The sequence below is a fragment of the Pseudomonas sp. TSRC2-2 genome, from assembly GCF_049897785.1.
Lineage (GTDB): Bacteria > Pseudomonadota > Gammaproteobacteria > Pseudomonadales > Pseudomonadaceae > Aquipseudomonas.
The window spans coordinates 40,276-61,187 of record NZ_JAFCWZ010000015.1; the positions used below are offsets into that span (position 1 = coordinate 40,276).

The following is a 20,912-nucleotide window of genomic DNA, read 5'->3' on the forward strand; positions in this document are numbered from 1 at the left end:
CAAGGCAAGATTCAGACCATGGCGTTGCGCTATCACCGAGCAGTCGACGACCCGTCAGTTAGTTAGCTGGCTAAGGGGATAGCGCTGGCGCACCGAAAAATGGCACATTGGCGCACCTGCCTGCGGGCATCCCTCTGCTGTCCGGAAATTTCCATGGCTATCAGCAATGTTCAGACCGCCGCTGCCTCGGCGACCGCTGCGCCCCAAAGCAGCCCACTGGTGATGCGCATCATCGGCGCGGTGGCGCTGGCGCATTTGATCAACGACCTGATCCAGTCGGTGCTGCCGTCGATCTATCCGATGCTCAAGGCCAATTACGGCCTGACGTTTACCCAGGTCGGCCTGATTACCTTGACCTTCCAGTTGACCGCGTCGCTGTTGCAGCCGTGGGTCGGTTATCACACTGATCGCCACCCCAAACCGTGGCTGCTGCCGGCGGGCACGGTGTGTACCCTGATCGGCATTCTGATGATGTCTGTGGTGGGCAGCTTCCCGCTGATTCTGCTGGCAGCGGCGCTGATCGGTATTGGCTCGTCGACCTTTCACCCGGAAGCCTCGCGTGTTGCGCGGCTGGCCTCGGGTGGGCGCTTTGGTCTGGCGCAATCGACGTTTCAGGTCGGCGGCAACGCCGGTTCCGCGTTCGGCCCGCTGCTGGCGGCGGCGATCATCATCCCGTTCGGCCAAGGCAACGTGGCGTGGTTTGGCCTGTTCGCGGTGTTTGCGCTGTTCGTGCTGTACCGCATCAGCCGCTGGTACGCCAATCACCTCAACCTGTTCAAACTCAAGGCCGGCCAGGCCGCGACGCACGGCTTGTCGAAGGGCAGGGTGACCAGTGCGCTGGTGGTGCTCGGTCTGCTGGTGTTCTCCAAATACTTCTACATGGCCAGCTTCACCAGCTACTTCACCTTCTACCTGATCGAGAAGTTCGACCTGTCGGTGGCCAGCTCGCAATTGCATCTGTTCCTGTTCTTGGGTGCAGTGGCGGCGGGGACATTCTTCGGCGGGCCGATTGGCGACAAGATCGGGCGTAAGGCAGTGATCTGGTTTTCCATCCTCGGCGTCGCGCCGTTCACTTTGATCCTGCCGCATGTCGATCTGTTCTGGACCAGCATTCTCAGCGTGGTCATCGGCTTTATCTTGGCCTCGGCATTCTCGGCGATCGTGGTCTACGCGCAGGAGCTTGTGCCGGGCAATGTCGGGATGATCGCCGGGATTTTCTTCGGTTTGATGTTCGGTTTCGGCGGGATTGGCGCGGCGCTGCTCGGGCATCTGGCGGATGTGCACGGGATTGAGTACGTGTATTTCCTGTGCTCGTTCCTGCCGTTGTTTGGCGTGTTGGCGATCTTTCTCCCGCGTACCAGAAAGACCTGAGATCAAAAGATCGCAGCCTTCGGCAGCTCCTACATGGGCTTGATGTGCACCTGTAGGAGCTGCCGAAGGCCGCGATCTTTTAACAATTTTCAGGCACAAAAAAGCCGCGTATCAAACGCGGCTTTTTCATGTATGGCTGCTGCTTAGACGTTGAAGCGGAAGTGCATCACGTCGCCGTCCTTGACGATGTATTCCTTGCCTTCCAGACGCCATTTGCCAGCTTCCTTGGCACCGGCTTCGCCCTTGTACTGGATGAAGTCGTTGTAGGCGATCACTTCGGCGCGGATGAAGCCTTTTTCGAAGTCGGTGTGGATCACGCCAGCAGCCTGTGGTGCGGTGGCACCGACCTTGACGGTCCAGGCGCGGACTTCTTCGACACCAGCGGTGAAGTAGGTCTGCAGGTGCAGCATTTCATAGCCGGCGCGGATCACGCGATTCAGGCCCGGTTCTTCCAGGCCCAGGGCCTCAAGGAACATGTCTTTTTCTTCGCCGTCGTCGAGCTCGGCGATTTCCGCTTCGATCTTGTTGCAGACCGGAACGACCATGGCGCCTTCTTCTTCGGCGATGGCCTTGACTACATCCAGGTGCGGATTGTTGTCGAATCCGTCTTCGGCAACGTTGGCAATGTACATGACCGGTTTGGTGGTCAGCAGGTGGAAGCCCTTGATCACGGCTTTTTCATCCGCGCTCATGTTCTTCATCAGGCTGCGCGCCGGCTTGGCTTCGGTGAAGTGCGCAATCAATTGCTCGAGCAGCGCTTTCTGAACCACAGCGTCCTTGTCACCGCCCTTGGCGTTGCGCGCGACTTTCTGCAGTTGCTTCTCGCAGCTGTCGAGGTCGGCGAAGATCAGTTCCAGGTCGATGATTTCGATGTCGCGCTTGGGGTCGACGCTGTTGGAAACGTGAATCACGTTTTCATCTTCAAAGCAGCGCACCACGTGAGCGATGGCGTCGGTTTCGCGGATGTTGGCCAGGAACTTGTTGCCCAGGCCTTCACCTTTCGAGGCACCAGCGACGAGGCCGGCGATGTCGACGAATTCCATGGTGGTCGGCAGGATGCGCTTGGGATTGACGATGGCCGCCAGTGCGTCCAGACGCGGATCCGGCATCGGCACGATGCCGCTGTTCGGCTCGATGGTGCAGAAGGGGAAGTTCTCGGCCGCGATACCGGATTTGGTCAGGGCGTTGAACAGGGTGGACTTGCCGACGTTAGGCAGGCCGACGATGCCGCAATTGAATCCCATGGTGTTTCCCCTCGGGTAAAAGTCAGGCCTTCTGGCTGTGCAGGTTTTTCATCGCGCGGTTCCATTCCCCGGCGAGGATATCCGGCAGCACGCCGAGGGCAAAGTCGATGCTGGCATCGAGTTTTTCCTGTTCGGCGCGTGGCGCACGACCCAGGACGAAATTTGAAACCATACTGGCAACGCCCGGGTGGCCGATGCCAAGCCGCAGACGGTAGAACGTATTCTGATTGCCCAGTTGCGCAATGATGTCGCGCAACCCGTTGTGACCGCCATGGCCGCCGCCCTGCTTGAGCTTGGCAACGCCCGGAGGCAAGTCGAGTTCGTCATGCGCCACGAGGATTTCTTCAGGCTTGATGCGGAAGAAACCGGCGAGTGCCGCCACGGCCTGGCCGCTGCGGTTCATGTAGGTGGTGGGAATCAGCAGACGAACATCCTGACCCTGATGCGAATAGCGCCCGGTCAGGCCGAAATATTTGCGATCGGCCACAAGATTCACATTCTGTGCGTGGGCGATGCGCTCAACAAAAAGGGCCCCTGCGTTATGCCGGGTCTGGTCGTATTCAGCGCCTGGATTTCCCAGGCCAACGATCAGTTTGATGGCAGTCACGATAGGGGCCCTTCCTTTGAGTGGTGAATAACATCGCCGCAATCTGTGACAGCGGCGAAAGTGGACGAAAAGTGCTCATTTACCATGGATGTAAACTCCGCGTTCTCGCCCGCTTTCTCGCTACGTTCCAGTCCGCGATGTTACTTGCTCACTCAGGCTATACAGAGTGAATTACTCTGCTGCGCCTTCTTCGGTAGGTTCTGCAGCAACACGTGGAGCGTGGACGTTGGCAACAGCCTTGTCATCGCCGTGTGCCAGAGCAACGAACTCAACACCTTTAGGAGCTTTGAGGTCCGACAGGTGAATGATGGTGCCGATTTCTGCTTTCGACAGGTCGACTTCGATGAACTCAGGCAGATCTTTTGGCAGGCAGGAAACTTCGATCTCGGCAACAACGTGCGAAACTTCGCCGCCTTTCTTGACTGGAGCTTCTTCGCCAACAAAGTGTACAGGCACGATGGCGGTCAGTTTCTGGCCGGCAACAACGCGTACGAAGTCAGCGTGCATCACGTGGCCTTTGGCCGGGTGACGCTGCAGAGCCTTGATGATGACGTTCTGCTTGGTGCCACCAACGTTCAGCTCGATGATGTGGCTGTAAGCCGCTTCGTTTTCGAGCAGTTTGGCAACTTCTTTGGCCAGCATGCTGATGGATTCAGGGGCTTTGTCGCCACCGTAAACTACAGCTGGAACCAGGCTTGCGAGACGACGCAGGCGGCGGCTCGCACCTTTCCCCAGGTCGGAACGCACTTCAGCATTCAGAGTAAAATCGTTCATTTTGTATCTCCAAAATAGCCATGACCGAGTGGCGTTTGCGACCAGCGCCGAACACGGTATGGGCAAAAAAGCCCCGCCCCGACAGGAATGCCGGGGCGGGGCGCTTTTCGTCAACGAGACATTTCGTGAAGGGCAGGGCCCTTAACGGAACATCGCGCTGATCGATTCTTCATTGCTGATGCGGCGAACCGCTTCGGCAACAACCGGTGCGATATCCAGTTGGCGGATACGTGCACAGGCTTGTGCTGCAGCGGACAGCGGGATGGTGTTAGTGACCACCAGCTCGTCCAGCACGGAATTTTCGATATTCTCGATGGCCCGGCCCGACAGCACAGGGTGTGTGCAGTAGGCAAAGACCTTGGCTGCGCCATGCTCTTTCAGGGCCTTCGCCGCGTGGCACAGGGTGCCGGCGGTATCGACCATGTCATCGACGAGAATACAGGTACGCCCTTCGACATCACCGATGATATGCATCACTTCAGAGTGATTGGCTTTCTCACGGCGTTTGTCGATGATCCCGAGATCGACGCCCAGCGACTTGGCAACAGCCCGTGCACGCACGACGCCGCCAATGTCCGGGGACACAATCATCAGGTTTTCGAAGCGCTGATCTTCAATGTCATCCACCAGAACCGGGGAGCCGTAGATGTTATCTACCGGAATATCGAAGAAGCCCTGAATCTGGTCAGCATGCAGATCAACCGTGAGAACACGGTCGATGCCGACTACGGTAAGCATGTCAGCGACGACTTTCGCGCTGATAGCCACACGTGCGGAACGCGGACGGCGATCCTGACGGGCATAACCAAAATAAGGAATAACAGCAGTGATACGAGTAGCCGAGGACCGGCGGAAGGCATCAGCCATCACTACCAGTTCCATCAGGTTATCGTTGGTCGGAGCGCAGGTCGGCTGAATAATGAAGACGTCTTTACCGCGAACGTTTTCATTGATCTCGGCTGTGATTTCGCCGTCGGAAAACTTGCCGACAGAGATGTCACCGAGAGGGATATGCAGCTGACGTACGACACGCCGAGCCAGATCGGGGTTGGCATTCCCCGTAAAGACCATCATCTTGGACACGCGCAGTACCTAGAGGCTGAGGGTAACCTGGATGAGTAGAGAAAATGGCAGGGGCGGCTGGATTCGAACCAACGCATGGCAGGATCAAAACCTGCTGCCTTACCGCTTGGCGACGCCCCTGTATCTGTTGCTTTCAAGTGCCGGGCACTTGATTCCTTTAGAGCAGACTTTGCAGCTTGCGATGCAACATCGAAACGTTGCTTCCTTTCGCTACAAACCCTGTAAGGGTCTCTGTCAGAAGGGCCGAGACTTTATCAGCTTCAGCTTTGCTTGGGAAGCCCCCAAACACACAACTTCCAGTTCCGGTGAGCTTTGCTTCGGTAAATTTACCTAACAAATCCAATGCGTTACGTACCTCTGGATAACGCCTTGCTACCACCGGCAAGCAGTCATTTCGACTGTTTCCCTCGGGAACGGGGCGCACTTTAATGGGCGGTGTGTTACGTGTCAACAAAGGATCGGAAAAAATTTCTGCCGTACTAACAGCAACTTGCGGCACGAGCACCAGATACCAAGGTTCCTCGGGTTCGACCGGGGTCAGTTTTTCGCCGACGCCCTCGGCAAACGCCGCGTGGCCACGGACGAAAACCGGTACATCGGCACCCAGTGACAAGCCCAGTGCCGCCAGACGATCTTCATCCCAGCCCAGTTGCCACAAATGGTTGAGGCCGAGCAAGGTCGTCGCCGCGTTTGAGCTGCCGCCGCCGATGCCTCCGCCCATGGGCAGCACTTTGTCGATCCAGATGTCGATGCCGAGTGAACTACCGGACTGTTGCTGCAACATCTTCGCCGCGCGCACGATCAGGTTGCTGTCATGGGGCACGCCGGCGAACTTCGTGTGCAATTGGATCGCGCCGTCATCGCGCACGGCGAAGGTGATTTCATCGCCGTAATCGAGGAACTGAAACAGCGTCTGCAATTCGTGATAACCGTCTTCACGGCGACCGAGAATGTGCAGCATCAAGTTGAGTTTTGCTGGCGAGGGCAGGGTGAGGCGTGCAGCGATCATGCGTTATTGCCCCAACTTGCGCGGTTGCCAGGTTTTGATCACCAGCGTCACGTCGAGGTCGGTGCCGTGCAGCTTGATGCGCTCGGGCAGCCAATAACCATTCTGTTCGGTGTAGGCGGTGTATTCGACTTTCCAGCCGTCCTGCTCAAGGCTGGCCAGACGGCTGTCGGCGTCCAGGTTCAGGCGGCTTTTGCTTTCCGGAGCCGGCAGGCCACGAACCCACCAGGCCAGATTCGACACCGGCAATTTCCAGCCCAGTTGCTCTTCGAGCAAGGCTTCAGGCGATTGCGATTCGTAGCGGCCCTGATTGGCGACTTCCAGCGATACCTTGCCCGGACGCCCGGTCAGGCGTGCCGCGCCACGACCCAGCGGACCGGACAGGCGAATGTCGTAGTAGTCCTGGCGCTGCAACCAGAACAACGTGCCACTGCCGGAATCCTTTGGTGCGCGGATGCCGATCTTGCCGTCGATCTGCCAACCATCGAGGCCGGTCAGTTGCTGTTTGTTTGCCGCCCACTGGGCCGGGCTGCCGTGGCCTTCAACTGATTCGCGAGTACCGAAACCCGAGCAGCCGGCGAGCAGGGCAATGAAGCTGAAAACGATAACGTGGCGCAAAAGCATGGTTTAAAGAGTCTCGGATCCGGTCAGGCGCTTGATGGTGCTGCGCAGAATGGTGCTGTCGGGCTGATCCTTGAGGAACTTGCCCCACACTTGTTTGGCTTCGCGTTGATTGCCCTTGGCCCAGAGGACTTCGCCGAGGTGCGCGGCGACTTCGTGGTCGGGGAAACGCTCGAGCGCCTGGCGCAGGTATTTCTCCGCATCGTCCAGATTGCCCAAGCGATAGTTCACCCAGCCGAGGCTGTCGAGTACCGCCGGGTCTTCCGGATTGATCTGGTGCGCCTGCTCGATCAGCGTTTTCGCTTCGGCGTAACGGGTAGTGCGGTCGGACAAGGTGTAGCCCAGCGCATTCAGCGCCATGGCGTTGTCCGGGTCGCGCTTGATGATCAGACGCAGGTCTTTCTCCATTTGCGCCAGATCATTGCGTTTCTCCGCGAGCATGGCGCGGGTGTAAAGCAGATTGAGATCGTCCGGGTATTTCTGCAGCGCTTGTTGCAGAACCTTCCAGGCCTTGTCGTCCTGTTTGTTGGCCGACAGGCTTTCCGATTCGATCAGATACAACTGGATCGCGTAATCCGGTTGCTCGTCACGCTCGGCCGCCAGTTTGCTCTGCGCTTCGGCGGTCTTGCCGTTGCTCATCAGGATATCGGCCTGACGCAGCTGTGCCGGAAGATAGTCATTGCCCGGGCCAACCTGGGCGTATTCGATGAGCGCGCCTTGTGGATCGTTGCGCTCTTCGGCAATCCGGCCGAGGTTCAGATGCGCCGAATCGACATGGCTTTCGCGAGCGATCAGGTCTTCCAGATAACCCTTGGCTTCATCCCACGCCTTGGCTTCCAGGCACACCAACGCCAGCGAGTAACGCAGTTCGTCGTCTTCCGGGTATTGCTGAACGAGGGTGGAAAATTCGACCTTGGCATCGTCCATGCGGTCCTGTTCCACCAGCATGCGCGCATAGGTCAAGCGCAGGCGTTTGTCTTCCGGATACTTCCTGATGCTTTTTTGCAGCAGCGGCAGTGCTTCGTCGCCACGGTTGAGCAGCTGAAGCAGGCGTGCGCGCAGCAAAATCGGTGCGATCTCGCCGTCTTCCGGGGGGGTGTCTTCGAGCAGAGTCAGCGCACCCTGATTGTCGCCGTCCTGCTGCAACAGCAGGGCCTTGCCGAAAACCAGCTGATTGTTGTTCGGATGACGCTGCAGCAAACGGTCGAAACTTTTCATCAGACCGTTGCGGGTTTCCTGATCGGTGTCGGCGGCCGACAGCGCGAGGAAATCGAAATGGGTGTCGCCCTTGCCCTGCAGGACTTTTTCCATGTAGACCATGGAATCGTCGTAGCGCCCGGCGCGGGCCAGTTGCACGGCGGCGGCGCGTTGCGCTTCGAGATCGTCCGGAGCGTTGCGCGCCCAGATCAGCGCGGTGTCGAGGGCCGGTTGATCGGCGCCCAGATATTCGGCGATGCGAAAAGCACGCTCGGAGACGCCCGGATCCTGGGTGTTGATGGCCTGGGTCACGTAGTTATCCAGGGCAATGTCGAAACGATTGCGCTGGCCGGCGAGTTCGGCGCTCAGCAGGCTGAACACGGTTTCCTCGCTGAACGAGCCGTAAACCTTGGGCTTTTCAGGTGCGGGCGTGGTGTCTTCGACCGGTGGGGTGCCGTCCGGCGCAACGGGCGCCATGGCCTGGCAGCCGCTGAGGAAGACAAAAGCGAGGAGCAACGCGGAAGATCTATTCATATAGGAAGAGGACGACTAACCTGCGGTCGGATCATCATGACACAAGCCTTCGGCCAAACATAACCGAGACTCAATTGTGGCCATTATAGGGGCTGACGATTGGGACAATAGTCAGCGGTAGTTGTTCTGAATCTTTCGAAGTAGGACAATTGCCGGCTTCACGTCACCACCAGCGACCTTGAATGGCCTTCCTTGCACTCGGTATTAACCACAAGACTGCTTCAGTAGACGTCCGCGAGCGCGTGGCCTTTACCCCTGAGCAGCTGGTTGAGGCCTTGCAGCAGCTCTGCCGACTGACTGACAGCCGCGAAGCCGCGATCCTCTCCACCTGCAATCGCAGTGAGCTTTATATAGAACAGGATCAGCTCTCGGCCGATGTCGTGCTGCGCTGGCTGGCCGATTATCACCATCTGAGCCTGGACGAGCTGCGCGCCAGTGCCTATGTGCACGAAGACGATGCGGCCGTTCGTCACATGATGCGTGTGGCCTCCGGGCTCGACTCGCTGGTGCTGGGCGAGCCGCAGATTCTCGGCCAGATGAAATCAGCCTACGCCGTGGCCCGCGAGGCCGGCACCATCGGCCCGCTGCTGGGGCGGCTGTTTCAGGCGACTTTCAATGCCGCCAAGCAGGTGCGCACCGATACTGCGATTGGCGAGAACCCGGTGTCGGTGGCTTTCGCTGCGGTGAGCCTGGCCAAGCAGATATTCAGCGACCTGCAACGCAGCCAGGCGCTGTTGATCGGTGCTGGCGAGACCATCACTCTGGTCGCGCGCCATTTGCACGAGTTGGGAGTCAAGCGCATCGTCGTCGCCAACCGTACGCTGGAGCGCGCCAGCCAGTTGGCCGAGCAGTTCGGGGCCCATGCCGTGCTGCTTTCGGACATTCCGGCGGAGCTGGTGCGCAGCGATATCGTCATCAGTTCGACCGCCAGCCAGTTGCCGATCCTCGGCAAGGGCGCGGTGGAAAGTGCGCTGAAGCTGCGCAAGCACAAGCCGATCTTCATGGTCGACATCGCTGTACCGCGGGATATCGAACCGGAAGTCGGCGAACTCGACGACGTTTACCTGTATAGCGTCGACGATCTACACGAAGTGGTCGCCGAGAACCTCAAGAGCCGCCAGGGCGCTGCGCAAGCGGCGGAAGAAATGGTCTCGGTCGGCGCCGACGATTTCATGGTACGCCTGCGCGAACTGGCGGCGGTGGATGTGCTCAAGGCCTATCGTCAACAGAGCGAACGTTTGCGTGACGAGGAATTGCAGAAGGCCCTGCGGCTGCTGGCCAACGGCGGCAACGCCGAAGACGTGCTCGGGCAATTGGCCCGGGGCCTGACCAACAAACTCTTGCATGCGCCCAGCGTGCAGTTGAAAAAGCTGTCTGCCGAAGGCCGCCTCGATGCGCTGGCCATGGCCCAGGAACTCTTTGCCCTTGAGGGCTCACCGGATAGTTTTTCGGATAAAAAACCGCAATGAAAGCGTCACTGCTCAACAAGCTGGACATTCTCCAGGACCGTTTCGAGGAACTGACCGCGCTGCTCGGCGACGGCGAGGTCATTGCCGATCAGGCCAAATTCCGCGCTTATTCCAAGGAATACGCCGAGCTCGAGCCGGTAGTGGCCGCCTATAAAAAACTGCTCGGCGTACAAAGCGATCTTGAAGGCGCGCAGGCGCTGCTCAAGGACAACGACCCGGACATGCGCGAAATGGCCGTGGAAGAAGTCCGCGAAGCCAAGGAGTTGCTGAGTACTCTGGAATCCGACCTGCAGCGCATGCTGCTGCCCAAGGATCCGAACGACGGGCGCAACGTCTTCCTCGAAATCCGCGCCGGCACCGGTGGCGACGAGGCGGCGATCTTCTCCGGCGATCTGTTTCGCATGTACTCGCGTTACGCCGAGCGGCGTGGCTGGCGCGTCGAAATCCTCTCGGAAAACGAAGGCGAACACGGTGGCTATAAAGAAGTCATCGCCCGCATCGAAGGCGACAACGTTTACGGCAAGCTGAAATTCGAGTCCGGTGCACACCGCGTCCAGCGTGTACCCGCCACCGAATCCCAAGGCCGGATCCACACGTCGGCCTGCACCGTGGCGGTGTTGCCCGAGCCGGACGAGCGCGAAGCCATCGAGATCAACCCGACGGATTTGCGTGTCGACACTTACCGTTCCTCCGGGGCCGGTGGTCAGCACGTCAACACCACCGACTCGGCGATCCGCATCACCCACATACCCACCGGCACCGTCGTCGAGTGTCAGGAAGAGCGTTCCCAGCACAAGAACCGCGCCCGGGCGATGGCGTGGCTGTCGGCCAAGCTCAACGATCAGCAGAACGCAGCGGCGGCCAACGCGATTGCCAGTGAGCGTAAATTGCTTGTCGGTTCCGGCGATCGCTCCGAGCGCATCCGCACCTACAACTACGCTCAGGGCCGGGTCACCGACCATCGCGTCAACCTGACGCTGTATTCGCTTGACGAAATTCTTGCCGGTGGCGTCGACGCCGTGATCGAGCCTTTGCTGGCCGAGTACCAGGCTGACCAACTCGCAGCGATAGGTGAATAAATGACCATCATCGCCAGCCTGTTGCGCGCAGCTCAATTGCCGGATTCGCCGACAGCGCGTCTGGACGCCGAATTGCTTCTCGCTGCGGCGCTGGGCAAATCGCGCAGTTTTTTGCACACCTGGCCCGAGCGCATCGTCCCGAGCGAAGCCGCGCTGACCTTTGCCGAGTATTTGCAACGGCGACGTAGCGGTGAACCGGTGGCTTACATTCTTGGCCAGCAGGGCTTTTGGAAGCTCGATCTGGAAGTCGCGCCACACACGCTGATCCCGCGGCCCGACACCGAATTGCTGGTGGAAGCAGCGCTGGAACTGCTGCCGGCCACCCCGGCCAGGGTTCTCGATCTGGGCACCGGCAGCGGCGCGATTGCTCTGGCCCTGGCCAGCGAACGCCCGGCGTGGAAAGTCACCGCCGTGGATCGTGTCCTCGAAGCCGTGGCCCTGGCCGAACGCAATCGCCAGCGTCTGCACCTGAACAACGCTACGGTGCTGAGCAGCCATTGGTTCAGCGCCCTTGAAGGCCAGCGCTTTCAACTGATCATCAGCAACCCGCCGTACATTGCCGCCACCGATCCGCATCTGGTCGAGGGCGATGTACGCTTCGAACCGGCCAGTGCGCTGATCGCCGGTGAAGATGGCCTCGACGATCTGCGCCTGATTGTTGCGCAGGCGCCGGATCATCTTGAAGCCGGCGGCTGGCTGATGCTCGAACATGGCTATGATCAGGCCGAAGCCGTGCGTGATCTGCTGCTCACCCGTGGCTTTGAAGAGGTCCAGAGCCGCACCGATCTGGGCGGCCATCAACGCATCAGTCTGGGGCGCCTGCCGTGCTGAATGATCAGGAATTGCTGCGCTACAGCCGGCAGATTCTGCTGCAACACATCGACATCGACGGGCAGCTGAAACTCAAGGCCAGCCGTGTGCTGATCGTCGGCCTCGGCGGTCTCGGCGCGCCGGTGGCGTTGTATCTGGCGGCGGCGGGTGTCGGCGAATTGCACCTGGCGGATTTCGACACGGTCGATCTGACCAACCTGCAACGGCAGATCATTCACGACACCAACAGTGTCGGCATGTCCAAGGTCGACTCGGCCCTCAAACGCCTGGGCGCGATCAATCCCGAGATTCAACTGGTCGCCCATCGTCGGGCGCTGGACGAGGATTCCCTCGCCGCAGCGGTGGCGGCGGTGGATCTGGTGCTCGATTGTTCGGACAACTTTTCCACGCGCGAGGCGGTTAACGCCGCGTGTGTTGCCGCGTGCAAGCCACTGGTCAGTGGCGCGGCGATTCGTCTGGAAGGGCAGTTGTCGGTGTTCGATCAACGGCGTGCCGAAAGCCCTTGCTACCACTGCCTGTACGGACACGGCAGCGAAGCCGAACTGACCTGCAGCGAGGCCGGCGTGGTCGGGCCGCTGGTCGGGCTGGTCGGCAGCCTGCAGGCACTGGAGGCTCTGAAAGTGCTGGTCGGCTTTGGCGAACCGCTGGTGGGGCGTCTATTGCTGATCGACGCCTTGGGTTCGCGCTTCCGTGAGCTGCGGGTCAAGCGCGATCCGGGCTGCAGCGTGTGTGGCGCGCGCCATGCGTGAAGCGCCGATTGGCGTGTTCGATTCCGGGGTCGGCGGCTTGTCGGTTCTCGCTGAAATTCAGCGCTTGTTGCCCCACGAATCGCTGCTCTACGTCGCCGATTGCGGCCACATTCCTTACGGCGAGAAAACCCCGGAATTCATCCGCCAGCGTTGCAGCGTGATGGCCGGGTTTTTTCGTGAGCAGGGTGCCAAGGCTTTGGTGCTGGCGTGTAATACCGCGACCGTGGCTGGTGTGGCCGATCTGCGTCGCGACTTTCCCGACTGGCCGATTGTCGGCATGGAACCGGCGGTCAAACCGGCCGCAGCGGCCACGCGAAGCGGCGTGGTTGGCGTCCTGGCCACGACCGGCACGTTGCAGAGCGCAAAGTTTGCCGCGTTGCTGGATCGTTTTGCCGCAGACGTAAAAGTCATTACCCAGCCCTGCCCGGGACTGGTCGAGCTGATTGAAAGTGGCGACCTGCACAGCCCCGAGCTGCGGACTTTATTGCAGGGTTACGTCACGCCTCTACTGGCTCACGGCTGCGATACGATCATCCTGGGTTGCACACATTATCCTTTCCTCAAGCCGCTTCTAAGATCGATGATCGCCGATGATGTCAGCCTGATCGATACCGGAGCCGCCGTGGCCCGGCAGCTGCATCGGCTGCTCGCCGAACGTGATCTGCTGGCGCAAGGTATGAACCTGCCCGTGAAGTTCTGGACCAGCGGCGATCCGCAATCGCTCAGAAAAATCCTACCCTTGCTGGGCCAAATTCCGTCGAATGTGCAAAACTTCGACTTGTAAAAAAAATGTGAAATAACTCGAAATAAGCTGAACTTCTGACCAAGCGCAGATTTCTATAGCGACAGCAGCACTAAAAACCAAACGATCGTTCCGGAAAAGGAAGTTTCAAAGTGAAGCGACTATTCTGCTTGGCCGCGATTGCGGCCGCACTAATGGGGCAAAGCATTTCTGCACAAGCCGCTGGCGTTGAATTCGCTGTCGGCGGTACCAGCGATTCGACTATGACGTATCGCTTGGGCATGAATTTCGACTGGGACAAGAGCTGGCTGCAGAGTGACGTGGGTCGCCTGACCGGCTACTGGAGCGGTGCCTACACGTATTGGGAAGGTGACAAGACTTCCAGCAACAACAGCGTGTCGTTCTCGCCTGTATTTGTTTACGAGTTTGCCGGCCAGTCGGTCAAACCGTACATTGAAGCGGGTATCGGCGCGGCGTTTTTCTCCAACACCGAATACGAAAGCAACAAGCTGGGCGGCTCCTTCCAGTTCGAAGACCGCATCGGTTTCGGCCTGCGCTTCAACGGCGGCCACGAAGTCGGCATCCGCGCCACGCACTATTCCAACGCCGGCCTGTCCAGCGACAACGATGGTGTAGAAAGCTACGCGCTGCATTACACAATGCCGCTGTAATCAGTCGCTACGCGCAATCCCATTGTGGGAGCGGGCTTGCTCGCGAATGCGGTGTATCAGTTAGCACATAAGGCGCTGACCCACCACATTCGCGAGCAAGCCCGCTCCCACAGTTGTTTTTTTTGGTGTTCGAAAATCAGCGGTAGACGGTAGATATGCCCCGGCGCTCCTCGATGCACTCCGGCGCGCCCATTTCGAACTCGCGGCAGATCAGCGGGCGACGTTCATAAATCGTGCACATCATGCTGTCGCGATCCAGCGCGGCGCACCAGCCGTCGTCCAGACGCAGCATCACTTCGCCGCCCCATTCATCGGTATCGATAAAGCGATCAGGCACGCCGGTGTCGGTGATCAGCATGACTTCGAGTTGGCAGCAGCACGCCGCGCAGGTCGAACAGGTGACTGCCGGTTCGGCAATTTGGGTGTGGGGGATGGTTTTCATGGCCGCAGTGTAAGGCAGTGATCGCTGTGGGTGTGAGAGCGCTGACGGACGCTCATGGCGCCAGACGTCGCGCCATCAAGTGCAACAGCGGAAACAGCCCCGCCCAGAGCACGCCGATCACGATCAGCGTCTGCATTTCGCCGTAGGGAAATTGCACGCCGGCCAGTTGCCCGCCGCCGTAGTACGACAACGCGCCGCCCACCGCGCCAAGTCCGCTGGCCAGCCACCACGGCCGTGCGCTCCAGGCCAGGCAGTGGCGCAATGTAGTGGCGAGCAGCGCCCACAGCAGCATCAGCCACAACGGAATCAACGGCGCCGCCTCTTCAAAGCGGAACACGCCGAGGTAACGCAAAACGCTGTCGACCGCCGTGCCGACAATCACCACGCACAGAATCAAACGACCTTCCGCCGCCCAACTGCTGATCCAGCGCAGATGAATCACCAGCGCGGCCACTGCCAGCATTAGCCAGAAGCTGTTGCCGCCGAGCACGCAAGCCAGCCAGCCGAGCTGAAACAGCACGGCATTGGCGATTCGCTCACGCATCGAAGCGACCGAGTAGCGGCGCGGTCATCGCCGCCGGTTTGGCCAGCAGCAATTGCGCGGTGCCGATGGTGCGCTCGAGGAATCCGCCTTCGCAGTAACACAGATAAAATTCCCACAGCCGCAGGAAATAATCGTCGTAGCCCAGTTCACTCAAGCGACCGTGGGCGAGGCGAAAGTTCTCGTGCCACAGGCGCAGTGTCTTGGCGTAGTGCAGGCCGAAATCTTCCATGTGCAGCAGGTTCATGTCGGTCTCGCGGCTGACCACATCGAGCATCTTGTGCACCGAGGGCAGCGCGCCTCCGGGGAAAATGTAGCGCTGGATAAAGTCGACGCTGCGCTTGGCCTGTTCGTAGCGTTGCTCGCGAATGGTGATCGCCTGGAGCAGCATCAGGCCATTGCTCTTGAGCAACTGCGCGCATTGCTTGAAATAGGTCGGCAGGAACCGATGGCCGACCGCTTCGATCATCTCGATCGACACCAGTTTGTCGTACTCGCCGCTGAGGTCGCGATAGTCCTTGAGCAGCAGGGTGACGCGATCCTGCAGGCCGAGTTGTTCGATGCGCTTGGCGGTGAACGCGAACTGCTCTTTCGACAGGGTCGTGGTGGTCACGCGGCACCCGTAATGCTGCGCTGCGTAGAGCGCCATGCTGCCCCAACCGGTGCCGATTTCCAGCAGGTGATCGCTGGGCTTGAGCGCGAGTTTCTGACAGATGCGCTCGAGTTTGTTCAGTTGCGCCTGTTCCAGCGTGTCGCTTGGAGAGAGGAACTGGGCGGCGGAATACATCATGGTCGGGTCGAGAAACTGTTCGAACAGTTCATTGCCGAGGTCGTAATGCGCCGAAATATTTTTCTGCGAGCCCTTGCGCGTGTTGCGGTTGAGCCAGTGCAGGCCTTGCACGAACGGCCGGCCGAGACGCGCCAGGCCGCCCTCCATGGCATCGAGCACATCCAGATTGCTGACGAACACACGCACCACAGCCGTCAGGTCCGGCGAACTCCAATAGCCGTGGATGAATGCTTCGCCCGCGCCGATCGAGCCGTTGCTGGCGACCATGCCCCACAGCGCCGGATCAAGCACATGGACTTCGCCGAGCAGGGCGCTGCCCGGGGTGCCGAAGAGCATGTGTTCGCCATCCTCGACGACCATCAATTGTCCGTGTTTGAGCTGGGCCAATTGGCGCAACACGCCACGGCGCAGCAGCGAGCCGGTCAAACCGTTGGTGCTCAAGCGACTGAGCGGCAGGCTAGAGGATTTCATGGTGCGGCTCCTTCGGAGGCACAGTGGCGGTTTGAAAGCTGCCGTCGGCAGCCTGATGAGCGAAAATCGGCGCGCGCTTGCACAGCAGTCGCAGCGCTTGCCAGTAGATCGCCAAAGCGGTTTTTGCAGTCATCCACGGGAAGCGCCGCAGATAGCGGTGCAGGCTGCGACGATCGAGGGATTCGCGGCGCAGATTGAGCGTGGCGTCGAACAGTTTGGCGCTGCCTTGCCAGTCGGCCATGTGCACGCCAAGGGTCTGCGCGGCCGGGCTGAAGCTCATGCGGTATTCGAGGTCGCGGGGCAGAAACGGCGAGACGTGAAATGCCTTGGCCACGGCAAAATGCTGATGAAAATCCTGCAGACTGGTCGGCGCCTGCGCCGGCAGCACATAGTGATAACGCTCGCGCCACGGCGTATTGGTCACTTCACAAACGATCGCCGCCAGTTGCCCGTCGGCTTCGTGGCAATAGAAGAAGCTCACCGGATTGAACGACAGCCCCCAACTGCGCGGCTGAGTCAGCAGGCACACCGCGCCTTGTGGCTCATGACCAATGGCCGCGCCGACCTGTTGGCGCACGGCGTCGATCAGGCGCATGCCCTGGCCGGTGAAGGCTTTCAGGTAATCGGTTTCGCGAAACGAGAACGGCGCAAAACGGCTGCGCCCTGCCAATGGCGACAGGGCCAGCACGGCGTCCTGTTCGCTCAGATCGAGATAGAGCAGGCCAATGCGATAGCGGAATTCATGGCGGCGCGGCGCAAAACGTCGATGGCCGATGAGGCCGCTGTAGAGGGCGCTGTTCACAGGGTTTCACCGAATGCAGCGGCGACGCGTAAACCGCTGACCACGCCATCCTCATGAAAACCGTTGGCCCAGTAGGCGCCGCAATAATGGGTGTGCTGCTCACCGTCGAGTTCGCCCCAACGGTTTTGCGCTGCTGCGGCGTCCAGGGTGTATTGCGGGTGAGCGTAGGTATAGCGGGCCAGCACTTTGTCCGGGCTGATGCCGGCGGTCTGGTTGAGGCTGACGCAGAACGTCGTTTCGCTTTCGATGCCTTGCAGGATATTCATGTTGTAGGTGACTGCCGCGCGGGTATGGCCGGCGCCGCCGAGGCGATAGTTCCAACTGGCCCAGGCGAGTTTACGCGTTGGCAGCAGGCGCGTGTCGGTGTGCAGCACCACGTCGTTGTCGGCGTAGAGCAGGGCGCCGAGGATCGAACGCTCGGCGTCGCTCGGGTTGGCCAGTAACTTCAGAGCCTGATCGCTGTGACAGGCGAACACGACCTTGTCGAAATGTTCGAGGCCGGCCGGGCTGCGAATAATCACGCCGTGCTGGTTGCGCTCGACGCGTTTGACCGGGCAGTTCAGGCGAATCCTCTCGCTGAATGACGCGGTCAGCGGCGCGACGTAGGCACTTGAACCGCCATCAATAACCTGCCACTGCGGCCGATCACTGACCGACAGCAGGCCATGATTCTTGAAAAAGCGCAGGAAAAACTGCAGCGGGAAATTGAGCATTTCGGCCATCGGCATCGACCAGATCGCCGCGCCCATCGGCACGATGTAATGCAGGATAAAGCGCTCGCCGTAGCCGCCAGCCTTGAGGTAATCGTCGAGGGTGGTGTCGGCGGCGATGCGCAGTTCCAGCAGGTCGCGCTGGGCTTCTTTGTTGAAGCGCAGAATGTCGCGCAGCATGCCCCAGAACCCCGGCGACAACAGATTGCTGCGCTGGGCGAACAGGCTGTTGAGGTTATTGCCGTTGTACTCGACGCCGGTGTCCGGGTCGGTTACCGAAAAGCTCATTTCGGTCGGCTTGAACGCCACGCCGAGCTGGTTGAGCAAGCGAATGAAGTTCGGGTACGTCCAGTCGTTGAACACGATGAAACCCGTGTCGATGGCGAACGATTGCCCGGCCACGGTGACCGGCACGGTGTGGGTATGCCCACCGATCCAGTCACTCGCCTCGAAGACGGTGATGTCGTGGCGGCGGCTCAGCAGGTAGGCGCAGGTCAGGCCGGCGATACCGCTGCCAATCACGGCGATTTTCATATCGGATCCTGCTGCGGAGGGTCTTTGCGCACCATGCGTTTGCCGATCGCCAGTTGCGCGCGGGCCGGCAGTTTCGACAGCGGCCACAGCGCGGCCATGAACAGCGCCGGGAAAGCGATTTCCAGCGGACGATCCTTGAGTTTGGCGTAGATGTGCCGCGCGGCTTTATCCACAGGCCAGCTCAGCGGCATCGGGAAATCGTTCTTCTCGGTCAGCGGCGTTTCGACAAAACCCGGGCTGATGATCGTCACTTCAATGCCTTCGTCCGCCAGATCGATACGCAGCGATTCGAACAGGTAACGCAGCCCGGCCTTCGATGCGCCATAGGCTTCGGCCCGTGGCAGCGGCAGGTAAGTCACCGAGCTGGCCATGCCGACCAGATGCGGCGCGGTGCCCTTGCGCAACAGCGGCAGAGCGGCTTCGATGCAGTAGCTGCTGGCGAACAGATTGGTGCGCACCACGTGCTCGATGATCGACGCATCGAACTGACGCGCGTCGACATATTCACAGGTGCCGGCGTTGAGAATCACACTGTCCAGCGAGCCCCAGGCCTCGGTGATCTGCTCACCGATTTCACGCACGGTCTGACTGTTGGTCAGGTCGCCGGGCACTACCAGCACCTGTCCCGGATAACGCTGGGACAAGACTTTCAGCGGCGCGGCCGAGCGCGAGCTGACCGCCAGATGCGCGCCGCTTTTCAGAATGTGTTCACACAATGCTGCACCGATGCCGCTGCTGGCGCCGGTCAACCAATATCGGCGTGGAGGTGTACGACTCATCCCATTCTCCTTTTCAGCCAGGCAATCACCCGGCCCAATATTGGCAAGTGTTCATACAGCAGCGCCCCGGCATCGAAATAATCCCGATGGCGATAAACCTTGTCGCGCCATAGCAGGTGCGAGCACCCGCTGACGCGGATTTCCCGACCCTTGGCCAGGCGCGGATGGCGGTAACTCATGACCCAGCGCAGGTAGCCTTCGCCTTCGCCGATCTGATCGAAACCATGAAAATCGAAACGCAGATCGCTGACGTTGGCGTACAGCTCATTGAAGTAATCGCGCAGTTGCGCCAGGCCCTGAACTTCATGCAGCGGATCGGTGAAATGAATGTCGTCGCTGTACAACTCGCCGAGGCGATGGAGGTTGTCTTTGTTCAACCCGGCAAATTCGCGGGCGAAGCTGCGCAGGAATTCACTCATCGCTGCCGCCGACAGGCTGGCGCGACGGCAGGTTCTTGAACGCCGTCAGCGCCCGCTCGCGTGAGGCGCTGAGGTTGACGATCGGCGCCGGATAATCCGCCCCGCCGAACAGTCCACCGGCGCTCGCCGGATTGTGTACTTCTTTCTTGTTGAGGCCGGCCAGTTCCGGTAACCAGTGCTTGATGAACACACCCTCGCCGTCGAATTTTTCCGACTGGCTCAGCGGGTTGAAAATACGGAAGTACGGCGCCGAGTCGGTGCCGGTCGATGAACTCCACTGCCAGCCGCCGTTGTTGGCCGCCAGGTCGCCATCGATCAGGTGGCGCATGAAAAAGCGTTCGCCCTCGCGCCAGTCGATCAGCAGGTTCTTGGTCAGGAACATCGCCACGACCATGCGCAGGCGATTGTGCATCCAGCCGGTTTCGAGCAATTGGCGCATCGCCGCATCGATGATCGGCAGGCCGGTGCGTGCTTCTTGCCAGGCCTTGAGTTCCTCCGGCGCATCGCGCCAGGCCAGCGCTTCGGTTTCCGGGCGAAAGGCGCGATGCCGCGAGACGCGTGGATAGCCGACCAGAATGTGTTTGTAGAACTCGCGCCACAACAACTCGTTGATCCAGGTCACCGCGCCGACCTTGCCGCTTTCAAACTCGCCCTGATTGCTTTGCAGCGCGCCGTGCAGACACTGGCGTGGCGAGATCACCCCGGCGGCGAGGTAGGCCGACAATTGGCTGGTGCCGGGTTTGGCCGGGAAGTCGCGCTCGCTGCGGTAGTAGTCGATCTGCGCGTCGGTGAAAGTGTCGAGCCGGCGCCGTGCTTCCTGTTCACCCGCTGGCCACAAAGTGCGCAGGAATTGGCTCGGTGTGGCGAAGCCTTTGACCGCTTCGGGAATTGCATCGCTGGCGATATCCAGCGGCGCCTGTTTGCCCGGTGCCTTGACCAGCGCTGGCATCGAGCGGTGCAGGCGTTCGTAGCAGACTTTGCGGAACTGGCTGAACACCTGAAAATAGGTGCCAGTCTTGGTTAGCACCGTGCCGGGTTTGAATAACAACTGATCGAGGTAGCTGTGGAATTCGATGCCCTCGGCCTGCAACGTTTCGGCCACAGCTTCATCGCGACGGCTTTCATGAACGCCGTATTCCTCGTTGACATGCACTGCTTCGATCTTCAATTGCCGACAGAGCTTGAGCAATTCTGCCGGCGCCTCATTCCAGTGCGGCGCGCTGCGAATCAACAAGGGGATATTCAGCGCACCGAGGCTTTGGCTCAATTCGCGCAAGTTACGCAGCCAGAAATCCACTTTGCATGGCGCATCGTCGTGTTCCAGCCACTGCTGCGGGCTCAACAGATAAACCGCCACGGTCGGGCCGCGCGCTGCAGCGGCCGCGAGGGCAGTGTTGTCATGTTGGCGCAAGTCGCTGCGCAGCCAGATCAGTTGCATGTGATTAA

Annotated in this window: 22 protein-coding genes and 1 tRNA gene; 7 read left to right on the forward strand and 16 right to left on the reverse strand. The window is 60.0% G+C overall.

Annotated elements, in window-relative coordinates; translation table 11 throughout:
* Window positions 1-153: 153 nt before the first annotated feature.
* Window positions 154-1,371, forward strand: a complete 1,218-nt coding sequence (locus ACP7D9_RS26305; protein WP_426160064.1) for an MFS transporter — start codon at window positions 154-156, stop codon at window positions 1,369-1,371.
* Window positions 1,372-1,514: 143 nt separating this feature from the next.
* On the opposite strand, the gene ychF is transcribed toward ACP7D9_RS26305, so the two are convergent.
* From ychF to ACP7D9_RS26345, 8 genes are all read right to left on the reverse strand, one after another.
* Window positions 1,515-2,615, reverse strand: a complete 1,101-nt coding sequence (gene ychF / locus ACP7D9_RS26310; RefSeq protein ID WP_101161886.1) for a redox-regulated ATPase YchF — start codon at window positions 2,613-2,615, stop codon at window positions 1,515-1,517.
* 22 nt (window positions 2,616-2,637) lie between these two features.
* On the reverse strand, window positions 2,638-3,222 hold the full coding sequence (gene pth / locus ACP7D9_RS26315; RefSeq protein ID WP_008079560.1) for an aminoacyl-tRNA hydrolase: 585 nt from the start codon (window positions 3,220-3,222) through the stop codon (window positions 2,638-2,640).
* A 171-nt stretch (window positions 3,223-3,393) separates the two neighbouring features.
* Window positions 3,394-3,996 carry a 50S ribosomal protein L25/general stress protein Ctc gene (locus ACP7D9_RS26320; protein ID WP_039761263.1) on the reverse strand — a complete coding sequence of 201 codons (603 nt, stop codon included), beginning with the start codon at window positions 3,994-3,996 and terminating at the stop codon, window positions 3,394-3,396.
* Between the two features lie 141 nt (window positions 3,997-4,137).
* The gene (locus ACP7D9_RS26325; protein WP_003171603.1) at window positions 4,138-5,079 is read right to left on the reverse strand and encodes a ribose-phosphate pyrophosphokinase; all 942 of its coding nucleotides are present in this window, start codon (window positions 5,077-5,079) and stop codon (window positions 4,138-4,140) included.
* A gap of 45 nt (window positions 5,080-5,124) precedes the next feature.
* Window positions 5,125-5,199: transfer RNA gene (locus ACP7D9_RS26330), tRNA-Gln, on the reverse strand.
* Between the two features lie 37 nt (window positions 5,200-5,236).
* Window positions 5,237-6,085, reverse strand: a complete 849-nt coding sequence (ispE, locus tag ACP7D9_RS26335; RefSeq protein ID WP_426160134.1) for a 4-(cytidine 5'-diphospho)-2-C-methyl-D-erythritol kinase — start codon at window positions 6,083-6,085, stop codon at window positions 5,237-5,239.
* 6 nt (window positions 6,086-6,091) lie between these two features.
* On the reverse strand, window positions 6,092-6,709 hold the full coding sequence (gene lolB, locus ACP7D9_RS26340) for a lipoprotein insertase outer membrane protein LolB (protein ID WP_016773207.1): 618 nt from the start codon (window positions 6,707-6,709) through the stop codon (window positions 6,092-6,094).
* A gap of 3 nt (window positions 6,710-6,712) precedes the next feature.
* Window positions 6,713-8,437, reverse strand: coding sequence for a tetratricopeptide repeat protein (locus tag ACP7D9_RS26345; protein ID WP_426160065.1), 1,725 nt, complete (start codon window positions 8,435-8,437; stop codon window positions 6,713-6,715).
* A gap of 182 nt (window positions 8,438-8,619) precedes the next feature.
* On the opposite strand from ACP7D9_RS26345, the gene hemA reads away from it, so the two are divergent.
* The 6 genes from hemA to ACP7D9_RS26375 all read left to right on the forward strand — a co-directional run bounded on the left by hemA (window position 8,620) and on the right by ACP7D9_RS26375 (window position 13,978).
* On the forward strand, window positions 8,620-9,906 hold the full coding sequence (gene hemA / locus ACP7D9_RS26350; RefSeq protein ID WP_016773209.1) for a glutamyl-tRNA reductase: 1,287 nt from the start codon (window positions 8,620-8,622) through the stop codon (window positions 9,904-9,906).
* Window positions 9,903-10,985, forward strand: coding sequence for a peptide chain release factor 1 (gene prfA / locus ACP7D9_RS26355; protein ID WP_426160066.1), 1,083 nt, complete (start codon window positions 9,903-9,905; stop codon window positions 10,983-10,985). The genes hemA and prfA overlap by 4 nt, the downstream gene beginning before the upstream one ends.
* The gene (gene prmC, locus ACP7D9_RS26360) at window positions 10,986-11,816 is read left to right on the forward strand and encodes a peptide chain release factor N(5)-glutamine methyltransferase (RefSeq protein WP_426160067.1); all 831 of its coding nucleotides are present in this window, start codon (window positions 10,986-10,988) and stop codon (window positions 11,814-11,816) included. It begins immediately after the preceding gene.
* Window positions 11,810-12,565 (forward strand): molybdopterin-synthase adenylyltransferase MoeB, encoded by a 756-nt coding sequence (locus ACP7D9_RS26365; RefSeq protein ID WP_426160068.1) that lies wholly within the window; start codon window positions 11,810-11,812, stop codon window positions 12,563-12,565. Before prmC ends, ACP7D9_RS26365 begins: the two co-directional genes overlap by 7 nt.
* Window positions 12,558-13,349: a glutamate racemase gene (gene murI, locus ACP7D9_RS26370; RefSeq protein ID WP_397479593.1), complete on the forward strand. Its 792-nt coding sequence runs from the start codon at window positions 12,558-12,560 to the stop codon at window positions 13,347-13,349. Before ACP7D9_RS26365 ends, murI begins: the two co-directional genes overlap by 8 nt.
* Before the next feature lie 110 nt (window positions 13,350-13,459).
* Window positions 13,460-13,978: an acyloxyacyl hydrolase gene (locus ACP7D9_RS26375; RefSeq protein WP_101161901.1), complete on the forward strand. Its 519-nt coding sequence runs from the start codon at window positions 13,460-13,462 to the stop codon at window positions 13,976-13,978.
* Between the two features lie 136 nt (window positions 13,979-14,114).
* On the opposite strand, the gene ACP7D9_RS26380 is transcribed toward ACP7D9_RS26375, so the two are convergent.
* From ACP7D9_RS26380 to phrB, 8 genes are read right to left on the reverse strand one after another with little or no spacing between them, the layout of a single operon-like run.
* Window positions 14,115-14,420 carry a YkgJ family cysteine cluster protein gene (locus ACP7D9_RS26380; protein ID WP_101161902.1) on the reverse strand — a complete coding sequence of 102 codons (306 nt, stop codon included), beginning with the start codon at window positions 14,418-14,420 and terminating at the stop codon, window positions 14,115-14,117.
* A 52-nt stretch (window positions 14,421-14,472) separates the two neighbouring features.
* Window positions 14,473-14,964, reverse strand: coding sequence for a DUF2878 domain-containing protein (locus tag ACP7D9_RS26385; RefSeq protein ID WP_426160069.1), 492 nt, complete (start codon window positions 14,962-14,964; stop codon window positions 14,473-14,475).
* Entirely contained in the window at window positions 14,957-16,222 is a 1,266-nt protein-coding gene (locus ACP7D9_RS26390; protein ID WP_426160070.1) for a class I SAM-dependent methyltransferase, read from the reverse strand. Before ACP7D9_RS26390 ends, ACP7D9_RS26385 begins: the two co-directional genes overlap by 8 nt.
* Window positions 16,209-17,024 (reverse strand): DUF1365 domain-containing protein, encoded by an 816-nt coding sequence (locus ACP7D9_RS26395; RefSeq protein ID WP_313000688.1) that lies wholly within the window; start codon window positions 17,022-17,024, stop codon window positions 16,209-16,211. Before ACP7D9_RS26395 ends, ACP7D9_RS26390 begins: the two co-directional genes overlap by 14 nt.
* On the reverse strand, window positions 17,021-18,268 hold the full coding sequence (locus tag ACP7D9_RS26400; protein ID WP_426160071.1) for an NAD(P)/FAD-dependent oxidoreductase: 1,248 nt from the start codon (window positions 18,266-18,268) through the stop codon (window positions 17,021-17,023). The genes ACP7D9_RS26395 and ACP7D9_RS26400 overlap by 4 nt, the downstream gene beginning before the upstream one ends.
* Window positions 18,265-19,047 carry an SDR family NAD(P)-dependent oxidoreductase gene (locus ACP7D9_RS26405; protein ID WP_101161909.1) on the reverse strand — a complete coding sequence of 261 codons (783 nt, stop codon included), beginning with the start codon at window positions 19,045-19,047 and terminating at the stop codon, window positions 18,265-18,267. The genes ACP7D9_RS26400 and ACP7D9_RS26405 overlap by 4 nt, the downstream gene beginning before the upstream one ends.
* Window positions 19,044-19,466 carry a nuclear transport factor 2 family protein gene (locus ACP7D9_RS26410; RefSeq protein ID WP_397479597.1) on the reverse strand — a complete coding sequence of 141 codons (423 nt, stop codon included), beginning with the start codon at window positions 19,464-19,466 and terminating at the stop codon, window positions 19,044-19,046. Before ACP7D9_RS26410 ends, ACP7D9_RS26405 begins: the two co-directional genes overlap by 4 nt.
* A complete protein-coding gene (phrB, locus tag ACP7D9_RS26415; RefSeq protein WP_426160072.1) occupies window positions 19,459-20,904 on the reverse strand; it encodes a deoxyribodipyrimidine photo-lyase in 1,446 nt (481 codons plus the stop codon). Before phrB ends, ACP7D9_RS26410 begins: the two co-directional genes overlap by 8 nt.
* Between the last annotated feature and the right edge of the window lie 8 nt (window positions 20,905-20,912).

Bases quoted from the DNA above. Each gene is read 5' to 3' on its own strand.
- lolB (WP_016773207.1), bottom strand. From the start codon at position 6,709: ATGCTTTTGCGCCACGTTATCGTTTTCAGCTTCATTGCCCTGCTCGCC.
- prfA (WP_426160066.1), top strand. From the start codon at position 9,903: ATGAAAGCGTCACTGCTCAACAAGCTGGACATTCTCCAGGACCGTTTC.
- murI (WP_397479593.1), top strand. From the start codon at position 12,558: ATGCGTGAAGCGCCGATTGGCGTGTTCGATTCCGGGGTCGGCGGCTTG.
- ACP7D9_RS26400 (WP_426160071.1), bottom strand. From the start codon at position 18,268: ATGAAAATCGCCGTGATTGGCAGCGGTATCGCCGGCCTGACCTGCGCC.
- ACP7D9_RS26390 (WP_426160070.1), bottom strand. From the start codon at position 16,222: ATGAAATCCTCTAGCCTGCCGCTCAGTCGCTTGAGCACCAACGGTTTG.
- hemA (WP_016773209.1), top strand. From the start codon at position 8,620: ATGGCCTTCCTTGCACTCGGTATTAACCACAAGACTGCTTCAGTAGAC.
- phrB (WP_426160072.1), bottom strand. From the start codon at position 20,904: ATGCAACTGATCTGGCTGCGCAGCGACTTGCGCCAACATGACAACACT.
- ychF (WP_101161886.1), bottom strand. From the start codon at position 2,615: ATGGGATTCAATTGCGGCATCGTCGGCCTGCCTAACGTCGGCAAGTCC.
- ACP7D9_RS26385 (WP_426160069.1), bottom strand. From the start codon at position 14,964: ATGCGTGAGCGAATCGCCAATGCCGTGCTGTTTCAGCTCGGCTGGCTG.
- ACP7D9_RS26405 (WP_101161909.1), bottom strand. From the start codon at position 19,047: ATGAGTCGTACACCTCCACGCCGATATTGGTTGACCGGCGCCAGCAGC.
- ACP7D9_RS26410 (WP_397479597.1), bottom strand. From the start codon at position 19,466: ATGAGTGAATTCCTGCGCAGCTTCGCCCGCGAATTTGCCGGGTTGAAC.
- prmC (WP_426160067.1), top strand. From the start codon at position 10,986: ATGACCATCATCGCCAGCCTGTTGCGCGCAGCTCAATTGCCGGATTCG.
- ACP7D9_RS26345 (WP_426160065.1), bottom strand. From the start codon at position 8,437: ATGAATAGATCTTCCGCGTTGCTCCTCGCTTTTGTCTTCCTCAGCGGC.
- ACP7D9_RS26305 (WP_426160064.1), top strand. From the start codon at position 154: ATGGCTATCAGCAATGTTCAGACCGCCGCTGCCTCGGCGACCGCTGCG.
- ACP7D9_RS26380 (WP_101161902.1), bottom strand. From the start codon at position 14,420: ATGAAAACCATCCCCCACACCCAAATTGCCGAACCGGCAGTCACCTGT.
- ACP7D9_RS26320 (WP_039761263.1), bottom strand. From the start codon at position 3,996: ATGAACGATTTTACTCTGAATGCTGAAGTGCGTTCCGACCTGGGGAAA.